We start from the raw sequence: 18,836 nt of genomic DNA on the forward strand, positions 1-18,836 counted from the left end.
GCCCGCATACTGCAGGCCACTCTTATCTATCTCTGAGAATCTCCATAGCAGCATTATGCCCAGGTACTCCAGTAACTCCGCCTCCCGGGTGGCTACCCGAGCCACAGAGATACAGATCCTGTATCGGCGTGCGGTAATCTGCAAAGCCCATAAAGGGGCGATTACTCCATAGTTGGTCCAGTCCTAGGGCACCATGGAATATATCACCTCCCATGAGGCCAAATTTGCGCTCTAAATCTAGCGGTGAGTGAATTTGTTGGGCGATTACCGCATCACGAAAATTGGGGGCATAGTTAGTGACGGTATCGATAATTGTTTTTGCAGCTTGGTCACGATAGTCGTCCCAGCTTTTTCCTTGCGGAAGTTCTGGAGCGAATTGCTGGCAAAATAGGCTGGCGACATGTTTGCCTTCTGGAGCAAGAGTAGGATCGATGGTGGAGGGGATCAATATTTCTACAATGGGGTGTGTTGACCAGCCGTATTGAGTTGCATCGACAAACGCCTGCTCCAAGTAGGTCATTGTTGGACCAATGACTATCCCAGATTGATGATGCTGTTGTAGGTGAGTTCCAGGCTTACAGATGAAGTCTGGGAGTTCAGACAGCGCCACATTCATACGGAAAGTACCGGAACCCACCCTGAATCCACGTACGCGGCGGCGGAACTCTGGCTCTAGGTGTTGTTCGTCAATCATCCGGGAGTAAAGCAGCTTGGGACCAACATTGGCGATTACTTTGTCGGCCGTAATAGTTTTTCCACTGCTAAGTCGTACGCCGTTGGCACGACTGCGGTCTACCAGAACTTCTTTGACTTCAGCATCTGTACGAATATTGACCCCAAGGCGCTCAGCTTCTTTTCGCATGGCTTGAGTGATAGCGCCCATACCGCCCATAGCATGTCCCCAAGCGCCTTTATCACCGTTAGCCTCGCCAAATACATGGTGCAACAGCACGTAGGCAGAGCCAGGAGTGCTGGGAGCTGCATAATTTCCGACTATAGAGTCGAAAGCAAATGCAGCTTTGACATGGTCATTTTCAAACCAGGCATCCAGTACACTTGAAGCACTCTTGGTGAACAGGTCAAGTGCATCGCGACGAGATGACATACTCAACTTTTTCGCTCTTAAGCCAAAGCCCCCAGCACGGACTAAATCCACAAAGCCACCGCCCACATTAGGGGGGGAGCGGAGTAATTCCTCGCGCAAAATATCTGCTACGGTTTCCAGCATGGCATAAAAGTCAGGTAAGGTGGCTGCGTCCTTTTCTGAGAAACGTGCAATCTCAGCTTGTGTATCCAAGATATTTTTATGGAAAGAGAGACTTTCACTATCTGAAAGTGGAAAGAAGTTAGCTTGTGGCCGTAACTTGATTTCCAAGCCGTGTTCACGGAGATTGAGATCTTCGATGATTTTCGGGTTAAGCAAACTTACTGTGTAGCTTGCTACAGAATTTCTAAAACCTGGGTAGAACTCTTCAGTTACTGCTGCCCCCCCGACTATAGACCGGCGTTCAAGGATCGTTACTTTTTTCCCTGCTTTTGCTAAATAACAAGCGCAGACCAGGCCGTTATGACCGCCACCAATAATCACATAATCCTTCATTATTATTCTCTATATGGATAAGGACTAGTATGAATATTTACAGAAAACTATCAAAAAATAAAGAGTGTTTTTTGGGTTTCAGTTTTGGAGCGATAACTTTAGTCATTACTTATCTGTTTTAGGGTATTGGAGAAGCGGAATTTAAATGCCCTAACTCCAGGTAATGTTGTCTGAGTAAGTGTAGAGTAACGGAAGTTGAAGAAAAAGTAATTGCTGAAGTTATTTAGATATAAATTAAAAAGACAGCTTAATTCTGAGTATTATTGTTGTGCCGGATGTTGAAGTTTCTCTAATCTTGATCGGATAAAGATATTGTCACAGGTTGCAGTCACGTAGTACTTTCGAATTTCGCCAACGACTACTTGTTTATGGATGGAGAATGATATCCCTTAAATTAAAAGTCTGTTTATGTGTGTTCTTGTAAAACCTCCTATATATCAATTATTGAGTAGAGTGTTTAAAGCTAACTAGTGCAGTTGATGGATATTTTTTAATTGTCCGGGTTATATTTGAGTGATAAAGTCAATTAGTAAATGTTTTTATTTGGTGTGTGAAGATTAAAAGGATTTAAAAATACCTAATTACCACTTATGCTAAGCCAATTTTTAGCAACCTTTCTGGCATCGGTGGTGTCCGAAGAGAGACGTAAATCAATCTTGGAATGAGTGCCGACAAATCAAACCTCCGATTAAAGCGATATTGAAATTCTGCCAAATAGCGCTGTGCATATTTCGGCCTAATAGCATGGTAAGTGCTACGTAGCGCACTCTTTAAATTACCAAGTACTGTATTTACCCAATAGAACTCAGGCTCTTCAACAGAAGCTCGGCCACCACCACAAACAATTTTGTCATGTACACAACCGGCCTCCTTAATGGCATTGAAGCATGGAAGACCATCTGAGATGACTGTGCTGCCACTGCAAAGGTACTTTTTACTCCAGGTTGAAATTTCACTGCTTTTGAAGCCCTTGATAATTGAGAGCTTAATACGGGTTGGGCGTCCCTCCTTGGTTGTTTCAACGGCCGCCACAAAGGGAGTTTTACCCTTGGCTCCGCGCCCGGGCTTGCATCCAGTACGCTCACCACCGAGATAGGCATCATCTAGTTCAATAAAACCGGACAGTTTGTATCGTTGGTCTCGCTCCATCATCACTTGCATGAGTTTCTGCTTCATACGCCATGCTGCGTTGTAAGAGATACCTAGATGTCGAGATAGCTCCATAGAGGAAATGCCCTTCTTATCCTGAGTAATCAGGAAAATACCGAGAAACCAGGTGGTGAGGGGGAGCTTCGTGGAGTCAAAAATTGTACGAGAGGTAATCGATGTCTGACGCCGACAATGGTTACATTGCTTAAGCTTGCGATAAGCGAGGTCGCAATGCTTGTCATGCCCGCAGTGAGGACAACAAAAGCCATTGGGCCAACGCCACTGCGACAGTGCATCGAAGCACTGTTCCTCGCTGCCGTACATTTTGAGGAATTGGGTCAAACTAATACCCTTCTGAAACTGTACCTTGTTGCGAGCCATGGCGTATTCCCTTGCAGATCAACGAGATAGCTGTATTTATATACAGTTACGCATAACTTAGCAAGAGTGGTAATTAGGTAAAAATATGTACAAACGTATAACTTTAAGCGCTGTACTTTCTTTATGTTCGGTATTTCCGGCTGAAAGTTCAGTAGCGCATACGGGTGACTTGGATAGTCTTTTTGTAAATGCGGTTTCTGAGGCGTCTGTGCCTGGAATTAGTGTGGCTGTAGGGGAAAATGGGCATGTTCGATGGGCAAGAGGTTATGGTTTTGCTGACCTCGAATCTCATGTTCCAATGACTAGAAAAACCAAATTGAGAATCGCCAGTGTTTCGAAAGTTATCACTGCAGCTGCTCTCATGAGGTTGAAAGAACAGGGGATTATTGAGTTGGACACCTATGTCTCTTCGCTGGTAGAGGCTTGGCCTGATTCACACGCTGATATTAGTTTAAGACAGATAACAAATCATACTTCCGGCATTCGCCACTACCAATCTTTGGGGGAATTTCTTTACAATGTGGAATATAGTTCCACAATAGATGCGTTAGATCTTTTTAAGGATGACGATTTACTTTTCTACCCCGGGACAGACTCTAATTACTCGACCTATGCTTGGACATTGCTCGCTGCCGCAATGGAGTCTGCATCAGGAACTGAATTTAAGAAGTTAGTTCAAGAGGAAGTATTTGATCCTTTGAACCTCAAAAATAGTACTTTTGATGAAAACTCTCCCATAATTTCCCACAGGCAAAGAGCTTATTCTTACTGGGGAGGAAGTCTAATCAACTCTCCAGAAGTAAATAGTAGCTATAAATATGCTGGCGGAGGTATGCTCTCTACACCAAGTGACCTGGTTAGGTTTGCTATGTCACATCTTGATAGTGGCTATCTGAGTGATGAATCGCTTTCTGAGCTTTTTAGCCCAGGAACTCTAACAAGTGGTGAGGAAGTAAGCTACGGAATTGGTTGGATTGTTGACTTTGTCAGTTTAAGCGATTGGTATGATCCGGAGGAGGATGCGGAGCTGATTAGAATTATCGAGGAGCATCCAAACATTAAATTGATGAGTGGTGAAGGAGTTGGCGGAAGTACCATGCTAATGCTTTGCCCTGATCATGCCCGCTCTATAAGCGTTGTCAAGAATGTAGATAGTGATCAAACGGCTGACTTGGTAGAGCTATCTCTGAAAACATTAGATATTTTCCATAATAAAAACTAATCAATTTAAGGTGTCAGAAAGCTAAAGTTGCTAATTTTAAGATTACCCTTCACTCGCTTAGAGCCATTGTCTGGTCTACAATGAGGGGAAGGGTAATTAAACCCCTCCGCCGTCCTCAGGTAACTATTTAGCTTTTTCTTTGAAAATAATCACGAGCACATTCCAGTGTCGCATGGGGTGAAAGCATATCAAAAGTGAAGTTCTTTGGGGTCTGATTTCGTTTTATGGTATTGGGCCAGTCCTGATTGGCTAGGGCCGTTTTACCAAGCGAGATGATATCTGCTTCATTGTTTTTTAGGACCTGAGCTGCGAGTTTTGGGTCTGTAATTCCGCCGTTGGCAATAACCGGTAGAGTACTATATTTCCTTGCCAGACTTGCTAATGAGTTACTGTTTTCAAAGGCGGGATTGTCTATTTTTGGTTCGGTAGTATGAATATAGTCGGCACCACATTGCTTCATTAGCTCGAAAACTTCGGCAGCTCCAGCTTCGCCTTCAGGCCAAATATAGTTGGTATCATTCACTTTTTTCTGAGAGAAACGAACGCCTACTACAAAGTCCTTTCCGACCGCTGCCCTTACTGATTTAAGTGTTTCCTTGTAAATACGTAAACGGTTAGTGAGTACTCCTCCATAACAGTCTTTTCGTTTGTTGGTATAGGTGGTTAAAAATTGGTCTAACAAGTAGCCATTGGCACCGTGTATCTCAACACCGTCAAAGCCGGCAAGTTGTGCCAGGCGGGCAGCCTGAGCGAAGCCCTTAACAACCATTGCAATATCTCGCTGTGTCATGGCTTCCGGCATGGGATAGGGGCCTTCTCCATAGTAGAAGGGCATTTGCCTTCCCTGGGGACGAACCATAGAGGGGCCAGCATTTTGATTGGCATAAGGGTTATATTGCGAAAGGGCGCCGGCATGCATCAATTGGGCATATATCCGGGCTCCTTGCTTATGAACTCTTGTGATAATCGGCTTCCAGCTCTGTGCATGATCGTGGCAGGTCATACCAGGTTGATACTTGTAACCCTGACTATAAAGTCTGTCAGTATATAATCCCTCGGTAATAATCAGCCCAAACCCTCCATGGGCAAATCCCTCATAGTACTCCTCCATCAATGGACCAACGCGACCATCCAGCCCGGCGCTGACCCGTGTCATGGGTGCGACTGCGAGCCTGTTAGGAATACGTAATTTTCCGATTTCAATGGTGTTGAATAGATTGTGATATTTGGTGGCCATAAATATTTCTTACCTATTAAGATTTTTAATATTTTGACAATTAACGAATTGTTGTGTAAATCAGACATTAGGTAATTACAGTTTCAACTATTTATTGAATATGGCAGGAATTAATCAATTAGAGAGCTTGAGGGTTTTCAGTGCGGTCGTGGAGTGTGGAAGCTTTACTACTGCTGCAAATCGTTTAGGTGTATCTGCAGCTTGGGTTTCTAAGTCGGTAGAGAGGTTGGAGTCTCGCCTGGGAACCACGCTTTTGCGCCGCAGTACTCGGCATATGCAGGTGACTAGTTCCGGGGAACGGTGTTACATGCGGGCACTTGAAGTGCTCAGCAAGTGGGATGCTTTAGAGGATGACTTGTGTGAATCCAATGAAAGCCCTAGAGGAAAGTTACGGATTGGCGTCCCGATGTCTTGGGGGTTATCCAAGTTCGGTTCCATTTTGAATATGTTTATGGATCGGTACCCGGAAATCCTTCTAGATATTCAAATGGGAGATCATTATGTGAATGTGCTAGAAGAGAAGTTTGATCTTGTGCTACGGCTAACTAATGAGCTAGCTGATAGCGCCTTGTTATGCCGAAAAATTACCAGTTATCATCGAGTTGCCTGTGCGGCGCCTGAGTACCTTAAACAATATGGGGAGCCAGGCCACCCCCGTGAGTTAAGTGACTATCGCTGTTTGGTATATACCCTACCGGGTAAACCCAGCGTGTGGCAGTTTAAAGATAAAGGTAAATGGCTCGATATTTATCTGGAACCTAGGTTGACTTCTAATAACAGTAAATTACTCCATTGTGCTTTGTTAGAGGGGAAGGGCATTGCACTGATCCCCCATTTTATCATTGAAGATGATCTTAGAGAGGGGCGATTAGTCCCGATTTTGACAAGCTTTCAAACTGCTGAATTAAACCTCTATTCTCTTAGGCCTGGGGACCGTATGTCCTCCTATCGATTAAAATTACTATACAATTTTATATGTGAGCAGCTTGGTGAGTAAGATTGGGGATGTATCAGAGGTAATATCTTTTACCTTGGGTGCATCCCCTATCAAGCTCTACCCTTTTATAGATTACCTATGATCGTGCGGATTAGTTCTAGTTAAGCATTAGGGTTTTACAAACTTATTTCTTGCACTCTCTATCTTAGATCGCGTGACACATCCCTCTAGATGGTCATTAATTAATCCCATTGCTTGCATAAAGGCATAGACAGTTGTAGGCCCTACAAATTTCCAGCCTAACTTTTTCAAATCTTTCGATAATATGATCGATTCATTTGAGGTAGACATGGACTGAGGCTTGCCAAGCATCTCTTTTTTAGGTTCGTATCTCCAGAGAAATGATGCAAGAGATCCTTCTTTCTTTACGATTTCCCTGGCACATTTGGCATTATTAATAACGGCTTCGATTTTACCTCGGTGTCGGACTATTCCCTCATTTGATAGCAGTTTTTCCACATTTGTATTGGTAAAACGGGCTACTTTATTAAAGTTAAATCCATAAAAAGCTTCCCGAAAGTTTTCTCTTTTTGCAAGAATTGTACGCCAGCTTAAACCAGACTGAAAACCTTCCAGGCATAGCTTTTCAAATAGGCGAAAATCGTCACTAACTGGAAAGCCCCATTCTTTGTCATGGTACTCCAGGAAATCTGGTGCAGAAGCGCACCAGTTACAACGGTATTTACCATCATGGCTTTGAATAAGTTGCGCGGCCATACCAATTACCTAACCGTTTGCCTCGGGTCTTAATAAGAATTCAAGCTGCGGACTAGCTTTGGATGAATCAATTTCTATGACATCGGCACTAACCACTTTTTCAGATACGAAAGGGTCTTGTTCGACGCGTATTAGCAATTCTTCATAAGTGGTGTTAAATGCTAGGATACCTCCACCAATTCCAGGTTTTATACTTCCAGACAGTATAAAAACTCCATCATCGAAGCCTTTCTGTAACCACTCCTTATGGCCAGTCATATATTTTGCTGCTTGTGATTTTTTTTCTGAAAATTTTAACAAAATAATAAACATATACTCACAGTTCCTTGTAAATAGCGCTAAGCTTTTTCCTTGTATGTGTCAACCCAAGAGCACATTTTATTCACTTCGTACTCAACATAGTCCTTGTCCTGAAAAGCATTTGCTAAGGTTGCAACACCCTGGCTCCAAGAGAGAACCTGTAGAGCTAGTTTATCGGCATCAGTGTTGGGATTTAGTTGTGTAAATTGTGTTTTTAGCCATTCCCGAAACAGACTGAAAATTTTATTGGCATCCTCTCGCCCTACATGGTTCAACTTGGCAAGTTCATTGGAGAGAGTACCTACGGGACAGCCGAAATCTCTGATCTTATCCCAGTTGGTAATGACAATACAGATATAACATTTTATCCGTTGCTCAGATGTATTCCCTTGTGCTTCCCATTCTTCCAGCATTGCTTGGGTTTTTTGCAATCTTCTCTCTATAACACCAGATAGAATTTGATCTTTAGTCTTGAAATGGTGGTAGAAGTTTCCGCGAGAAATATTTAAAAGATTAGCGATATCCTTGAATGAGGTATGCTCAAAACCCTGTTGATAAAATAAGTCATCTGCTATTGCGATGATTCGGTCGCGGGTGTCTAGTTTTTCCATATCGATAACTTTACTGATTTTCTATTTGGGTTGAGGCAAATGGGTAGTCAGTGTAGCCTTTTTCATCTCCACCGTAAAAAGTTGAGTGATCGGCTTGATTGAGTGATATGCCTTGTTTTAGTCGGTAAACTAAATCAGGGTTGGCTAAAAATGGTGTTCCAAATGCAATTAGATCGGCATTATTACTTTTCAGGGATTTTTGGGCCAGTTCGAGATTATAGCCATTATTCGCGATATACACACCCTTAAAGCATTCGCGTAAAGCTGGATAATTTACGGCTCTCTCTTTTTTCATCATATCGCCTTCCAGAATATGAACGTAGGCAATATTCCGGTTACTTAGCTGCTCTAAAACATACTCGAAATTTTCTTGTGGGTTAGAGTCAGACATTGAGTTAAAACTATTCTCTGGTGTTAGACGCACGCCTATACGGTTTGAAGGCCAAGTTTCCATCACGGAATCAATTATTTCGTTTAAAAGACGCATGCGATTCTCTATATTTCCACCATAGAGGTCGTTGCGATGATTAGTCCCGTCACGCAGAAATTGATCAATCAGATACCCGTTAGCGCCGTGAACTTCAACTCCATCAAAGCCGGCCTCTTTAGCCATTTGTGCAGCAAAGCCAAATTGCTCCACGATTTTTGGAATCTCACTAGTTTCTAGTGCACGGGGAAGAGCAAAGTCCTTATGCCCCTCGTAGGTAACCGCTTGCCCAATTGGTTTAATTGCAGATGCGCTCACGGGAGCCTTTTTATCTGGTTGTAGGTCGGGATGGGAAATGCGCCCGCAATGTTGCAGCTGTATAAAAATTTTCCCACCAGCTTGATGTACTGCATGGGTTAACTTCCTCCAACCATCAACTTGATCAGCGGTGTATATACCTGGCGTGTAAGGGTATCCCACACCTTGCGTAGAGATAGGAGATGATTCAGCGATAATTAGGCCAGCGCTTGCCCGCTGTTGGTAGTGCGTAACCATCATGGGTGTTACGACTCCATTTTTGTCCGCTCGATTTCGCGTCATCGGCGCCATAACCATGCGGTTTGTAAGTCGAAGACCTGATAAATCGAAGGATTGAAATAGATTTGCCATGCTGTACTTCCTCTTTAACTAGCATTACAGGGTCTAGGACGCTTGACCTAGGATCAATAATGCTAGGTCAAGCGTCCTAGACCTGTCAACCGTTTATCATTTGGGATGGGGGTGGAAGCTAAAAGTGGCGATAATTCATACAGGTGGAGTGCCTGGTCGTGGGGTTAAGTCTTTATGGCAACATTTGTTCTGGTACACGGTGCTTGGCAGGGAGGCTGGTGTTGGAAGCGGGTATCAGCGTTTCTTAGGCGGTACGGCCATGAGGTTTATAGCCCAACTATGACGGGGCTCGGAGAAAGGGCGCACCTTTTAGATGGCACAATCAACCTGGATACGCATATACAAGACATTCTGGGTGTTATCGCATGTGAAGAGTTAACGGATATTGTCTTGTGTGGCCACAGTTATGGTGGAGTGGTAATAACCGGTGTGGCTGATAAGGTGCACCAGCATATACGATCCCTTGTCTATCTTGATGCCTTAGTTCCAGAGGATGGGCAAAACGTCTTAGATCTTTTGCCTGTAGAGGTCGGGTTGAATTTTCAGGATATTGCCAGAACTCAGGGTGATGGATTTCGCGTAGCGCCAAGTCCTGCAATAGATTTCGGGGTTAACATTCAAGATCAGGCGTGGGTGGATCGGCGCTGTGTCGACCATCCTCTGGGATCATTTGAGCAACCGATTCAACTACAGGGCTTATGGAGGCAAGTAGCTCGGCACCGATACATCTATGCGTCAGGCTGGGCACCAGGAATTGGTAGGCCGTTCTTTGAGAGAGCCCAGAGAGAACTTGGTTGGGAGACGATAAACCTTCCCTGTGGTCATGATGTGATGCTAGATATGCCCAAAGAACTCACCCAAATTTTGATAGCCTCGATATAGCGATAGTTGCTACTTTAGCAACTTATATGGGGCACCCCTTATGAATGCTCCAATGAGAGATGGGTCAAGTATGTCTCTGTATAATTAAAGTGCGTGTCGATATAAAAAATAATTGATCTATTGAATCCAAGTTCAGTATTGATTGCGTCTAATTAAACTGTAGCTGATTAAGTGTGATCCCCCTTTTCTTGGCTGAAGATGGAGGCTTTACTAGGTAGTAGATCAGCTATTATTTACGAATTTATGATCCCCAGAATTATTATAGTGAATTTGAAGTGAGAAAAATGTTAAGAAGTTATTTGCTATTTGGTTTAATGGTGCTCTTCGTAGGGTTTCCTATGGAAGCCTCAGCAGCCGAGAATAATTTTTCTAAAGTTATGACTGAAGTTGCAGAATTAAAGAAGGAGTACAATCTACCATCTTTATCCGTTGCGATAGGGTTGGATAATCGTGTGGCTTTTGCGCAAGCGGTAGGTCTTGCTGATATTGAAAAGGGTTTGGAAGCCGATACAAGTACACAGTATTCAGTTGGTAGTTTGGCTAAACCGATGACGGGATTAGCTGTAGCTCGGCTAGTTACTAAAGGTAAACTCGATCTGCAATATCCGGTAAGTAAGTATGTAGAGAGGCCCCATTATACTCGGCTATTCAGTGTTGCTGAACTTGCCGCACATACCGCTGGTGTGCCACATGATACACCGGAAAGAGATTTGGCTGAGTTTTCCAATGTAAAAGATCATCAACACCCACTTGATGCATTTTACGTATTTGATAAACACCCTCTGCTATTTGAACCTGGAACAGAATATCGTTATTCATCGAATGGTTATATCTTGCTATCCGCTGTTGTAGAGCAGGCTTCGAAAAAAGGGTACGTTGATTATCTCAGTTCCGAATTCTGGGATTACCTGGGAATGAAAGCCACAGAGTTGGACACTTCTTTTGCAGGGCACGAAAATGAAGCGGCATATTATTCAAGTACCAGTAAAGAGAGTGTGCATGTTAAATCAACGACCAAGCGAGATAGGAGTTTCCTTTTTGGAGGTGGAGGATTTATATCAACACCCTCTGATCTGGTAAGAATGGCTCAAGCTACCTATGAAAATGGATTTTTGTCTACAGATGCCCTACAAGCGCTTTCTGTGCCATTGAAATTACGCAATGGCGAAATAAACAAGGAGAAATATTCCCTTGGTTGGCGGGTGGGTGGCATAAATCTAGGGGAGCAAGATAAGCCATGGTTGGTACTGCATCACGGTGGCGTGACTGATGATGCGGCTACGGCTTACCTTTTAGTTGTTCCTGAATGTAAGGCCTCTATAGCTTTTGCGACTAACTATGTGCCAGAAAAATTCTGGCGGATGCGGGGGCGTATGGCGTCAATCTTGAAAGAATACCTCGATGTTGAAAGATGCAACCGCTGGGATTTCCTTCAGCCCTCTGTATAGTTGCGTTAACTTTCGTTGCTGCATATGTTGAACGTGCCTCCCGGCAGGCAGCCCTAAGCTTTTGGAAAGGCGAGTTGATGCTCATGTCAAATTTCTATTAGGCCTTTAAAGGCTTCTATACAATATCTCCATTTTTAATTTTGACTTATACCTGAAGTAGAAAGAGATAACTTACTGTTTTTGGTTGAAATGAACTGGGCTGGCTAAACTAAAGATACTAGTAGCAGGAGCTATCAGATTAAATAGAGAAGACGCCTGCATAACACTATAGAAAACAGTCGATATGGGTTGTGCCAAAGGCGGAAAAAAACGCGTTTCTCTGTTGAGTGCTACGCTGCTTAGTGCCACCTGTATGATAGGTTCGGGCTGGTTGTTTAGTGCGCAGCTTACGGCAAACTATGCAGGTAATTGGGCTTTTGGAGCCTGGATATTAGCGGCGCTTTTGGTCTTGATGGTTGGCTTGTGCCTAAGCCGTGTCGTTGCATTCTACCCAGTCCGAGGAGCCCTCGCTCAATCCAGTGCATTGTCGCACAATAGTATTTTTGGAATGCCATTTGCGTTTGCTAACTGGTTTGGCACATTAATGGTTGTTGCGACCGAGGCGCAGGCAACTACCCAATATCTCTCATCTGCTATAGATTCCTCTTTGTTAATTGACAATCACACCTTGACCCCGTGGGGGAAGGTTCTCGCGTTAAGTATTCTTTTTGTATATTTGCTGATTAACTATTATGGAATACGGTTTCTTGCCAAGATCAATAATGTTGTCACTGTTCTAAAGATATTTACTCCCACCTTTGCAATAGTTGTATTGCTTATAGTTGTATTTAGTAGTGATACAAGTGGGTCAAATTTTTCAATTGACTCTAATCAGGAGTTTGGGTTTGGAAGCGCTTTTTCCGCTGTTATTGGGGCAGGTCTAATATATTCGTTTAATGGCTTTCAGATCAGTGTTGCCTTTGCCAGTGAGATAAAACATCCCAAGCGTAATATTCCTTTGGCCGTTACTTTATCAATTACAATAATGACGCTTGTTTATCTTGCATTGCAATATGCTTTTATGGCCTCAGTGCCGAACGATCTTCTGGTGGAAAATGGTGGTTGGCAAGGGATTAATTTTGACTCGCCGCTTTTGGACTTGGCGACACTGCTTGGCTTGCACTTCCTTGCAATGATACTACTTGCAGACAGTGTGATAAGTCCCTCGGCATCTGGATATACTTATTTGGGGGCCTCGTCAAGAATTCTATTTGCAATGGCCTCTGTAGGGCAAATGCCGCGATGGTTAGCTGTTTTAGATCCTGTACATAATTTATCAAGGCGCTCGATGCTTACTAATTGGTTGATAGCAGCAGTTGTACTTGCTCATGCTGATAGTTGGGCAGCACTTATGGTGATCGTATCTGGCTATCATATAGTTGGATATATGGCCGCCCCCATTAGCATGGGAGCACTTGAACCTGGCACGAGATACTTTGGGGCTGCTGTTTTTGCTGTACTGGGGGTGCTCATGATTACCATAACTTCATCATCCCTTTTGTTGGTGTGCGCCTCTTTGTCAGTACTTATCTGTATTTATGCATCGTTGCATATTGCCAGTATTGGGGTTAAGAAATTATCTGTGTTAGTTCTGCCGTTTATTATATATTTATGGATTTTATATTTTATTCAGTACGCTGGGGCGGTAATTATTTTTTCAGTTGCTTTTTATTTGTTAATATCTTCGAAGCCCTATGTTAAATTTTGCAGGTTGTATAATAAGCTGTAGCTTGATGTAAGGTTTTAAATGGTTGGTGTCTGTGATGTTAGCAAAAGATTCTTGGGTGTTGGGCGCATCCAAGTATATGAATAAACCCTTTTGCCAAGGCCAATTCTGACAGGATCCGTTTAAGTTATTGAATGCTTGATAATAGCTATCATTTTATCCGCAAATATATTGGTAGATGGCAATAGGGGGTGTTCGAGCATAGCTCGCGCAGTAATATCAACTTGAGGAAGCCTATTAATTCTTGTCTGTTTAATAAGTTAGTACTTTTCGCTAAAAAACTACGATTAACACATTTAAATCCGGGGTAATGCCGGGTTTTAACTTTTACTATATAGCCCTCCTGGAGGCTCACTTTCGGAGGGAACATAGTTAGTAGGCTGATGTGATAAATTACTCAATTGTCAGAGTTTAGAGAGCCGCCTTACAGCTTTCTCTCTCCATTCTTTGGATAAGGGTTGTAGCTGACTTGCAGCCTGGAGTACTTGCTTGGTATTGGGAAATTGCTTATCAAAAAAAGCTCTGAACATAGATCGTATGTCGATTGAGTTTGGAGCTTTAGCTATCTTACAAATCGAATCCCCTTCTTTTATATGCCCCTCTTTAACAACCCTAAAATATACACCGCAATTAAAGCTGCTAGTGAGAATCTTGGCTGCAGCGTCATTATCTAGGGCCATGCTTAGCTTAAAGCAGGGTATTCTGGGTTGACTTACCTCAAGGATACAACTGCCTATGCGGAATTGGTCTCCAACAAAGATATTTTCTTCTCGAAGCCCTTCTACCGTTAGATTCTCACCAAATGCGCCATACTTAAGGCCCTTTCTGCCTAACAGGTCCTCCCAGCAAGGGTAGTGGTCATTAGAAAACGCATATATGGCCATATCTTTGCCGCCATGATTTTTTAAGTCTGCCTGCTCATCTCCTTCCAAATTATTCTTACCAACAAAAACTTTTCCTTGGGCTGGTTTCTTGAAGATCCCCGTTGTTACAGTCTTACCTTTGTATTCATAATCTACTTTTTTGGATACGTTTATAGAAAGGAGTTTCATATTTTCTTATTGGTAGATAATTTATGTAGGACCTGGATCTTAGCAAAATATACGCTTATTGCACAGCTATCCAATGTTGTCTTGATATCCTATAGGACGGCTAACACATATCTGCTTATTGGTTAATGGTTGGAAGATTCATCTCGATACCAGCGCCAGCGATCTTCTTCGTATTCATAGCATATATTATCGCAGTGGATCTTCTTCTCTACGCACAAGTCTTGATTTTCATTATCTCTAATGCAGTCATAGTAGCTATTCTTACAGGTTTTTATACACCTGTTTCGAGCTTCACGATCATGAAGTTCTCCAGCTCTAACATTCACAAAGAGGCAAGAGGTCAGTGTAATTAGAATTGTGATTAGATAGCGAAACTTTGGCATGGTTAAACGCCGTTTGATTTTGCTTCTGAAGAGTAATGTCACTAACGATAAATCAGTAAAATATTTGTTGGTTGGTTTGCTGGCATGCGGGTGAGCGGATGATGGGTGCTAAGCGTGTATTTTTTGATAGAGTGAATGCCTCTGTCCTTAGGCTAGGCGGCAACTTTTTTTGAGTTGCCGCCTTAGATTGTGATGAGCTTTTTATCCGTTGGCAGTGGCCAATTGGTCAATTACCTGTTGTATTTTCTGTTTATTGTTCTTAATGAGTCGATCTGAGTGAATCTTGAGTGAGTCGATATTGTCGTATTCGAATAGACCGACATGGGGTTCAGTTACCTCTACATTGAGATAGTCATATTTGATCTTTACATTGTTGGAGAGTAATGAAGCAATTTCCAGGGCGTGCAATTGCTGCTCATCCATTGATCTTTGAACACTTGAGATAGCATCTCGTGCCCACTGTAGTATGCCCCAGTTTTTCAGGTCTTTATATTTCACCTGCGAACTGGTTAGCGGGGAGGTGCCAGACCCAAGAATCAGCACATAGTAGTTCTTGTGAGGGAACTCTTTGATGATATCCAGGAGCGCAACACTTGCAGGGTTGTTGGCAGAAATACCTGCGTCGGCAAAGTATTTATGGCCCACTTCTTTGCTGTCAGCCATAAAGCCAACTGGGGGAAACAGTGAAACCCCACTTACTGCAGCTGTGACCAGTTGGTATAGGCTGTTGGTAGGAAGCTCACTGGTATCTCCTCCTCGGTTTTTGAAGAGGTGAAGTTCACCAGTATTTACACTGAGTGAGGGGATAATCACATAATTTTTCAAATCGGTGAAGTTAAGCTCTGGTGTATAGTGCTTCTCCATCACTTTGTGAAGACGGCGACCCAAATATTTTGGAGAAAAAAGGCCGGATGCTGTAAGCAGTTTATGATACCAAGGGGTTGAAAACAGATAATTACTTTTCGACTTGTATAGGTTAATAAGCAAGTCTGTTTTTGAGTCGACATTGGCATAGTTTTTAGCCAGGTGAGATGAGCGGACATTCAACCCGGTAACAATGACAGCGCCCGTCGAGACACCACTAAACACATCGAAAAGCTCGTCAACTGGTTGCCCCAGTGCTTTTTCCAAGTGCTTAATGACATATAGCGGTATGAGTCCACGAATACCACCACCGTCAATGACAAGTATATTGATCGTATCTTTATCATTGAGGTGATTGCGTATCGCAGTCTCATCCTCTTGCACTGGTGAGCGATAAAATGTTGCGCTTGCTGTAAGGATATAGTTGTACAGATAGGCGCAGGCAGTGAAAATCACAATGATCACTGTACATATAATAAGGAAATAACTGAGTTCCATTTCTGCACCTATAAGGTATTTACGTCGCAAGGATATAGACACCGAATCTTTGATATTGACTAAATGGAGAGAGCGGGTTTTGCCGGGTAAGAACGGGGGCGGAAAAAACGTATGATATTACTTTTTATGGGTTGAGCGGTCCGTAGTTTTTTCTCGGTTGTAAGGGCTTTCGGTGAGAAAAAAGTGCGATTTCTAGGTCTGTGCGCCTTATTTTCAGTTTTCTGGTAATGATTATTTCGTATATCGATTTTTTCGAAATTATCGATATATCGATGATGACCGAATGGTTTAATATGAGCTGAAGATGACTATTTAGTTAAATATCAATAGTTTGATGCTGGATGGAGTGCTGTCCTAATTTGGGATATTAAACATTCCAAAAAATAAGTGTATTTCTGTATTAACCCATTAATTTTTCAGTGCTTTTTGCTTGACTGAAAATTCCGCCTTTAGTTACTTTTCACGCATAGAATCTTGAGTGTCCACAGAGTCCAGCCTTATTGGCTGACTCCCAGCAGGATTGATATCAGCGCTTGGCGTACTGGCTGGTATCAAATTTGCCCTTGATAGCGCTTGCCATGCAAATAGCCAAAAAGCTCTCGGTGGCTGAAAAAGAGGGGCTCAGCAAGGGGAGGAATGCTTTTTAAATGTATTGAGCAGGGTTTTGGCTTCTTTAAGGCTTAGCAAATGTGCCCTGAATGAATTGGCCCCGGCATTTACTCCCAGAGAGATCAATTTCATCACTACATTGAACGCGAGTTCTGATTTTAGGTAGGGGGTAAATGCCAGAAAGGCATTAAATATAGACTGATGAACTCTGTTTAGTAACTCTTGTATATCTGGATTGCTGGTTGATATCTTCTCGGCCTTTTTCTCAAAGGCTTTTAGCTGATTGACATACTCTGAAAATAACCTGAGATTAAACACAACCGTTCTGTGCTCTTTATATCCGGCAATGATGGTGCTGAGTGCATCATTGATCTTGCGTAAGGCTATGTAATCATTTCTTGATAGGTCGGTATAAGAATCGGAGAGATAGCCGATCGTATCTCTCCGTAGCTGACAAAACTCAAATAAGTGTTGATCATGCTTCTTTACTTCCAGAAGCTGATATATTTTCGCGAAAATGAAGACAAGAGCAATTGCCGGCAATAGATAGAGCACTACTCAAACTCCTTTTCATTAATTGGCTTCTTGGGCGCGTTTTTCCTAGTGGGAGGTGAATAAGAGAAGGCGTTGTCCATCAACTTTAAAAACCTGTCCCTATATTCTTTATTATCTGCTGCAAGCCGGTCAATTTCAACTTGTCGGTCCTTCAGGCGCCCACTGTACATCCAGAAGAGGAGGTAATGCGCAAAGATGAAAAATATGACAAAGAGGCCATTCTTAAGCCCCACATTCTGTACGAACTGAAGTATATCTTTGAGGATATCAGTCATGTAGTCCCTTACTTCTGATTTTGACAGCTCCTCATGCATTTTTAACTATTGAGACTCTTGATTCAACTTGGTTTAACTTTGAACAGTAATTTTGGTACTTGAGTCTTATTTGCTTCTGTTTAAATCCCGGATATAGCCTTCGTGAGACTGGAGGTGTCCGGCCTTGCAGCGCAAGCCACTTCTCTAGTTTGGGTAGTTAGTCTAAGCATGTGGGGTCTGAAGTAGTGAACTGGTTTCCACTCCAAAGATTTCTTTCATTGCAGTCGGGGTCAAAGGGATCTGCGAGGTCAAATTGCTGGTTGCCGTTTAGGGTATTCCCGGTAATCCGGTTGTTTAAGCTATTCGAGTCAGTAACGATAATACCGCCATTGCTTGATAGTATCGATAGCCCATTATTGGATACCGTGTTGCTTGCAATCGAATTGCTTGAGCCGCCACTTAGATTAATGCCCACCTGCCCATTATCCGGCACATTGTTACTTGCTATGTTGTTGAAATTACCGTTTATCAGGATTCCAGCTTCACCGTTATTCTCAATGATGCTGTTAGATACAAATGTGAAGTTGCCGTCAATCTCGAAGCCGTCCTCGCTAAACCCAGAAACGGTAGTAAAGGAGATATTGTTATAGTCTCCCAGGATTTCAATGCCTTCGTCTCCGCCTCCTAGTACCGAACTGCGACTAATGGTGTTGTAATCGCCAAAAACCTCAATACCATCAGAGATGGTTGAAGTAGCAGGACCTGTAATATCGACGTTGGTGATGGTATTGCCGTTGCCGAATAGCAAAATTGCATTTCTTACAGCGCTATTTATTTCCATATTGGAGATGGAGTGGAAGCCTGAGCTGGAGGTGATGACACCATTGGTGCAGTTGGTTAGTTGGCCGTTGCTGAGATATGCTGCGGTGCCCTGGAGGTCTATTGCGTAGAAATCTGTTTGGGTTGGGTCCAGCGATACGCAGCTAAGCTCAAACCCCGCCATATTCAGGCTCCCTGATGGACCTACAATGGTGAGTGCTACAGGATTGGCGATACTCAACTCGCAATTCAGGTCCTGAGATAGAGTGGTGGGCTCAGATATAGTGTCGCCGCATTCAATGGCCAGTGCGGCCGTAGATAGGGTAAAGACTGCGGCTAACAAACCTAGCTGCTTAAGTACATTCAGAGTCGTGATATCCATGGCGCTACCCCCTGA

Annotated in this window: 17 protein-coding genes and 1 pseudogene; 6 read left to right on the plus strand and 12 right to left on the minus strand. The window is 43.1% G+C overall.

The window, feature by feature from the left end:
- Nucleotides 1-22: 22 nt before the first annotated feature.
- Together ACJJIQ_RS04365 and ACJJIQ_RS04370 are read right to left on the minus strand one after the other, a co-directional pair.
- Entirely contained in the window at nt 23-1,600 is a 1,578-nt protein-coding gene (locus tag ACJJIQ_RS04365) for a phytoene desaturase family protein (protein WP_445363809.1), read from the minus strand.
- Between the two features lie 588 nt (nt 1,601-2,188).
- On the minus strand, nt 2,189-3,130 hold the full coding sequence (locus ACJJIQ_RS04370; RefSeq protein ID WP_445363808.1) for an IS1595 family transposase: 942 nt from the start codon (nt 3,128-3,130) through the stop codon (nt 2,189-2,191).
- Between the two features lie 85 nt (nt 3,131-3,215).
- Between ACJJIQ_RS04370 and ACJJIQ_RS04375 the strand changes: the two genes are divergently transcribed.
- The gene (locus ACJJIQ_RS04375; RefSeq protein WP_445363810.1) at nt 3,216-4,352 is read left to right on the plus strand and encodes a serine hydrolase domain-containing protein; all 1,137 of its coding nucleotides are present in this window, start codon (nt 3,216-3,218) and stop codon (nt 4,350-4,352) included.
- Between the two features lie 127 nt (nt 4,353-4,479).
- Here the strand turns inward: ACJJIQ_RS04375 and ACJJIQ_RS04380 are convergent, their stop codons facing one another.
- On the minus strand, nt 4,480-5,589 hold the full coding sequence (locus ACJJIQ_RS04380) for an NADH:flavin oxidoreductase (RefSeq protein WP_445363811.1): 1,110 nt from the start codon (nt 5,587-5,589) through the stop codon (nt 4,480-4,482).
- 100 nt (nt 5,590-5,689) lie between these two features.
- Here ACJJIQ_RS04380 and ACJJIQ_RS04385 point away from each other — a divergent pair.
- Nucleotides 5,690-5,827 (plus strand): annotated as a pseudogene (locus tag ACJJIQ_RS04385) (helix-turn-helix domain-containing protein); the annotation flags it as partial.
- A gap of 69 nt (nt 5,828-5,896) precedes the next feature.
- Nucleotides 5,897-6,586, plus strand: a complete 690-nt coding sequence (locus ACJJIQ_RS04390) for a substrate binding domain-containing protein (protein WP_445364788.1) — start codon at nt 5,897-5,899, stop codon at nt 6,584-6,586.
- A 108-nt stretch (nt 6,587-6,694) separates the two neighbouring features.
- Here the strand turns inward: ACJJIQ_RS04390 and ACJJIQ_RS04395 are convergent, their stop codons facing one another.
- Genes ACJJIQ_RS04395 through ACJJIQ_RS04410 form a run of 4 tightly spaced genes read right to left on the minus strand, consistent with a single transcriptional unit; the run spans nt 6,695 to nt 9,310 of the window.
- Nucleotides 6,695-7,303 carry a DNA-3-methyladenine glycosylase I gene (locus ACJJIQ_RS04395; protein WP_445363812.1) on the minus strand — a complete coding sequence of 203 codons (609 nt, stop codon included), beginning with the start codon at nt 7,301-7,303 and terminating at the stop codon, nt 6,695-6,697.
- Nucleotides 7,304-7,312: 9 nt separating this feature from the next.
- Nucleotides 7,313-7,615 (minus strand): YciI family protein, encoded by a 303-nt coding sequence (locus ACJJIQ_RS04400; RefSeq protein WP_444941288.1) that lies wholly within the window; start codon nt 7,613-7,615, stop codon nt 7,313-7,315.
- A gap of 26 nt (nt 7,616-7,641) precedes the next feature.
- A complete protein-coding gene (locus tag ACJJIQ_RS04405) occupies nt 7,642-8,214 on the minus strand; it encodes a TetR/AcrR family transcriptional regulator (protein WP_444925391.1) in 573 nt (190 codons plus the stop codon).
- 10 nt (nt 8,215-8,224) lie between these two features.
- A complete protein-coding gene (locus ACJJIQ_RS04410; RefSeq protein WP_445363813.1) occupies nt 8,225-9,310 on the minus strand; it encodes an alkene reductase in 1,086 nt (361 codons plus the stop codon).
- A 174-nt stretch (nt 9,311-9,484) separates the two neighbouring features.
- Here ACJJIQ_RS04410 and ACJJIQ_RS04415 point away from each other — a divergent pair, with 174 nt between their 5' ends.
- The 3 genes from ACJJIQ_RS04415 (at nt 9,485) to ACJJIQ_RS04425 (ending at nt 13,408) form a co-directional block, all read left to right on the plus strand.
- Entirely contained in the window at nt 9,485-10,192 is a 708-nt protein-coding gene (locus ACJJIQ_RS04415; RefSeq protein ID WP_445363814.1) for an alpha/beta hydrolase, read from the plus strand.
- Between the two features lie 284 nt (nt 10,193-10,476).
- A complete protein-coding gene (locus ACJJIQ_RS04420; RefSeq protein ID WP_445363815.1) occupies nt 10,477-11,640 on the plus strand; it encodes a serine hydrolase domain-containing protein in 1,164 nt (387 codons plus the stop codon).
- Nucleotides 11,641-11,923: 283 nt separating this feature from the next.
- Nucleotides 11,924-13,408: an APC family permease gene (locus ACJJIQ_RS04425; RefSeq protein ID WP_444941291.1), complete on the plus strand. Its 1,485-nt coding sequence runs from the start codon at nt 11,924-11,926 to the stop codon at nt 13,406-13,408.
- A gap of 401 nt (nt 13,409-13,809) precedes the next feature.
- Here the strand turns inward: ACJJIQ_RS04425 and ACJJIQ_RS04430 are convergent, their stop codons facing one another.
- From ACJJIQ_RS04430 to ACJJIQ_RS04450, 5 genes are all read right to left on the minus strand, one after another.
- On the minus strand, nt 13,810-14,457 hold the full coding sequence (locus ACJJIQ_RS04430; RefSeq protein ID WP_444941292.1) for an MOSC domain-containing protein: 648 nt from the start codon (nt 14,455-14,457) through the stop codon (nt 13,810-13,812).
- Nucleotides 14,458-15,041: 584 nt separating this feature from the next.
- Nucleotides 15,042-16,202 (minus strand): patatin-like phospholipase family protein, encoded by a 1,161-nt coding sequence (locus ACJJIQ_RS04435; protein WP_445363816.1) that lies wholly within the window; start codon nt 16,200-16,202, stop codon nt 15,042-15,044.
- Nucleotides 16,203-16,823: 621 nt separating this feature from the next.
- Nucleotides 16,824-17,366: a hypothetical protein gene (locus ACJJIQ_RS04440; RefSeq protein ID WP_413662627.1), complete on the minus strand. Its 543-nt coding sequence runs from the start codon at nt 17,364-17,366 to the stop codon at nt 16,824-16,826.
- The gene (locus ACJJIQ_RS04445) at nt 17,366-17,680 is read right to left on the minus strand and encodes a hypothetical protein (protein WP_413662626.1); all 315 of its coding nucleotides are present in this window, start codon (nt 17,678-17,680) and stop codon (nt 17,366-17,368) included. Before ACJJIQ_RS04445 ends, ACJJIQ_RS04440 begins: the two co-directional genes overlap by 1 nt.
- Before the next feature lie 157 nt (nt 17,681-17,837).
- Nucleotides 17,838-18,821 carry a right-handed parallel beta-helix repeat-containing protein gene (locus tag ACJJIQ_RS04450; protein ID WP_445363817.1) on the minus strand — a complete coding sequence of 328 codons (984 nt, stop codon included), beginning with the start codon at nt 18,819-18,821 and terminating at the stop codon, nt 17,838-17,840.
- Nucleotides 18,822-18,836: the final 15 nt, after the last annotated feature.

The sequence above is a fragment of the Microbulbifer maximicatervae (SeqCode) genome, from assembly GCF_052468295.1.

Excerpts from the sequence above, each read along its gene's own strand:
- ACJJIQ_RS04430 (WP_444941292.1), bottom strand. The coding sequence starts at position 14,457 with ATGAAACTCCTTTCTATAAACGTATCCAAAAAAGTAGATTATGAATAC.
- ACJJIQ_RS04415 (WP_445363814.1), top strand. The coding sequence starts at position 9,485 with ATGGCAACATTTGTTCTGGTACACGGTGCTTGGCAGGGAGGCTGGTGT.
- ACJJIQ_RS04410 (WP_445363813.1), bottom strand. The coding sequence starts at position 9,310 with ATGGCAAATCTATTTCAATCCTTCGATTTATCAGGTCTTCGACTTACA.
- ACJJIQ_RS04405 (WP_444925391.1), bottom strand. The coding sequence starts at position 8,214 with ATGGAAAAACTAGACACCCGCGACCGAATCATCGCAATAGCAGATGAC.
- ACJJIQ_RS04370 (WP_445363808.1), bottom strand. The coding sequence starts at position 3,130 with ATGGCTCGCAACAAGGTACAGTTTCAGAAGGGTATTAGTTTGACCCAA.
- ACJJIQ_RS04450 (WP_445363817.1), bottom strand. The coding sequence starts at position 18,821 with ATGGATATCACGACTCTGAATGTACTTAAGCAGCTAGGTTTGTTAGCC.
- ACJJIQ_RS04380 (WP_445363811.1), bottom strand. The coding sequence starts at position 5,589 with ATGGCCACCAAATATCACAATCTATTCAACACCATTGAAATCGGAAAA.
- ACJJIQ_RS04435 (WP_445363816.1), bottom strand. The coding sequence starts at position 16,202 with ATGGAACTCAGTTATTTCCTTATTATATGTACAGTGATCATTGTGATT.
- ACJJIQ_RS04375 (WP_445363810.1), top strand. The coding sequence starts at position 3,216 with ATGTACAAACGTATAACTTTAAGCGCTGTACTTTCTTTATGTTCGGTA.
- ACJJIQ_RS04400 (WP_444941288.1), bottom strand. The coding sequence starts at position 7,615 with ATGTTTATTATTTTGTTAAAATTTTCAGAAAAAAAATCACAAGCAGCA.
- ACJJIQ_RS04420 (WP_445363815.1), top strand. The coding sequence starts at position 10,477 with ATGTTAAGAAGTTATTTGCTATTTGGTTTAATGGTGCTCTTCGTAGGG.
- ACJJIQ_RS04395 (WP_445363812.1), bottom strand. The coding sequence starts at position 7,303 with ATGGCCGCGCAACTTATTCAAAGCCATGATGGTAAATACCGTTGTAAC.
- ACJJIQ_RS04390 (WP_445364788.1), top strand. The coding sequence starts at position 5,897 with ATGCGGGCACTTGAAGTGCTCAGCAAGTGGGATGCTTTAGAGGATGAC.
- ACJJIQ_RS04445 (WP_413662626.1), bottom strand. The coding sequence starts at position 17,680 with ATGCATGAGGAGCTGTCAAAATCAGAAGTAAGGGACTACATGACTGAT.
- ACJJIQ_RS04425 (WP_444941291.1), top strand. The coding sequence starts at position 11,924 with ATGGGTTGTGCCAAAGGCGGAAAAAAACGCGTTTCTCTGTTGAGTGCT.
- ACJJIQ_RS04365 (WP_445363809.1), bottom strand. The coding sequence starts at position 1,600 with ATGAAGGATTATGTGATTATTGGTGGCGGTCATAACGGCCTGGTCTGC.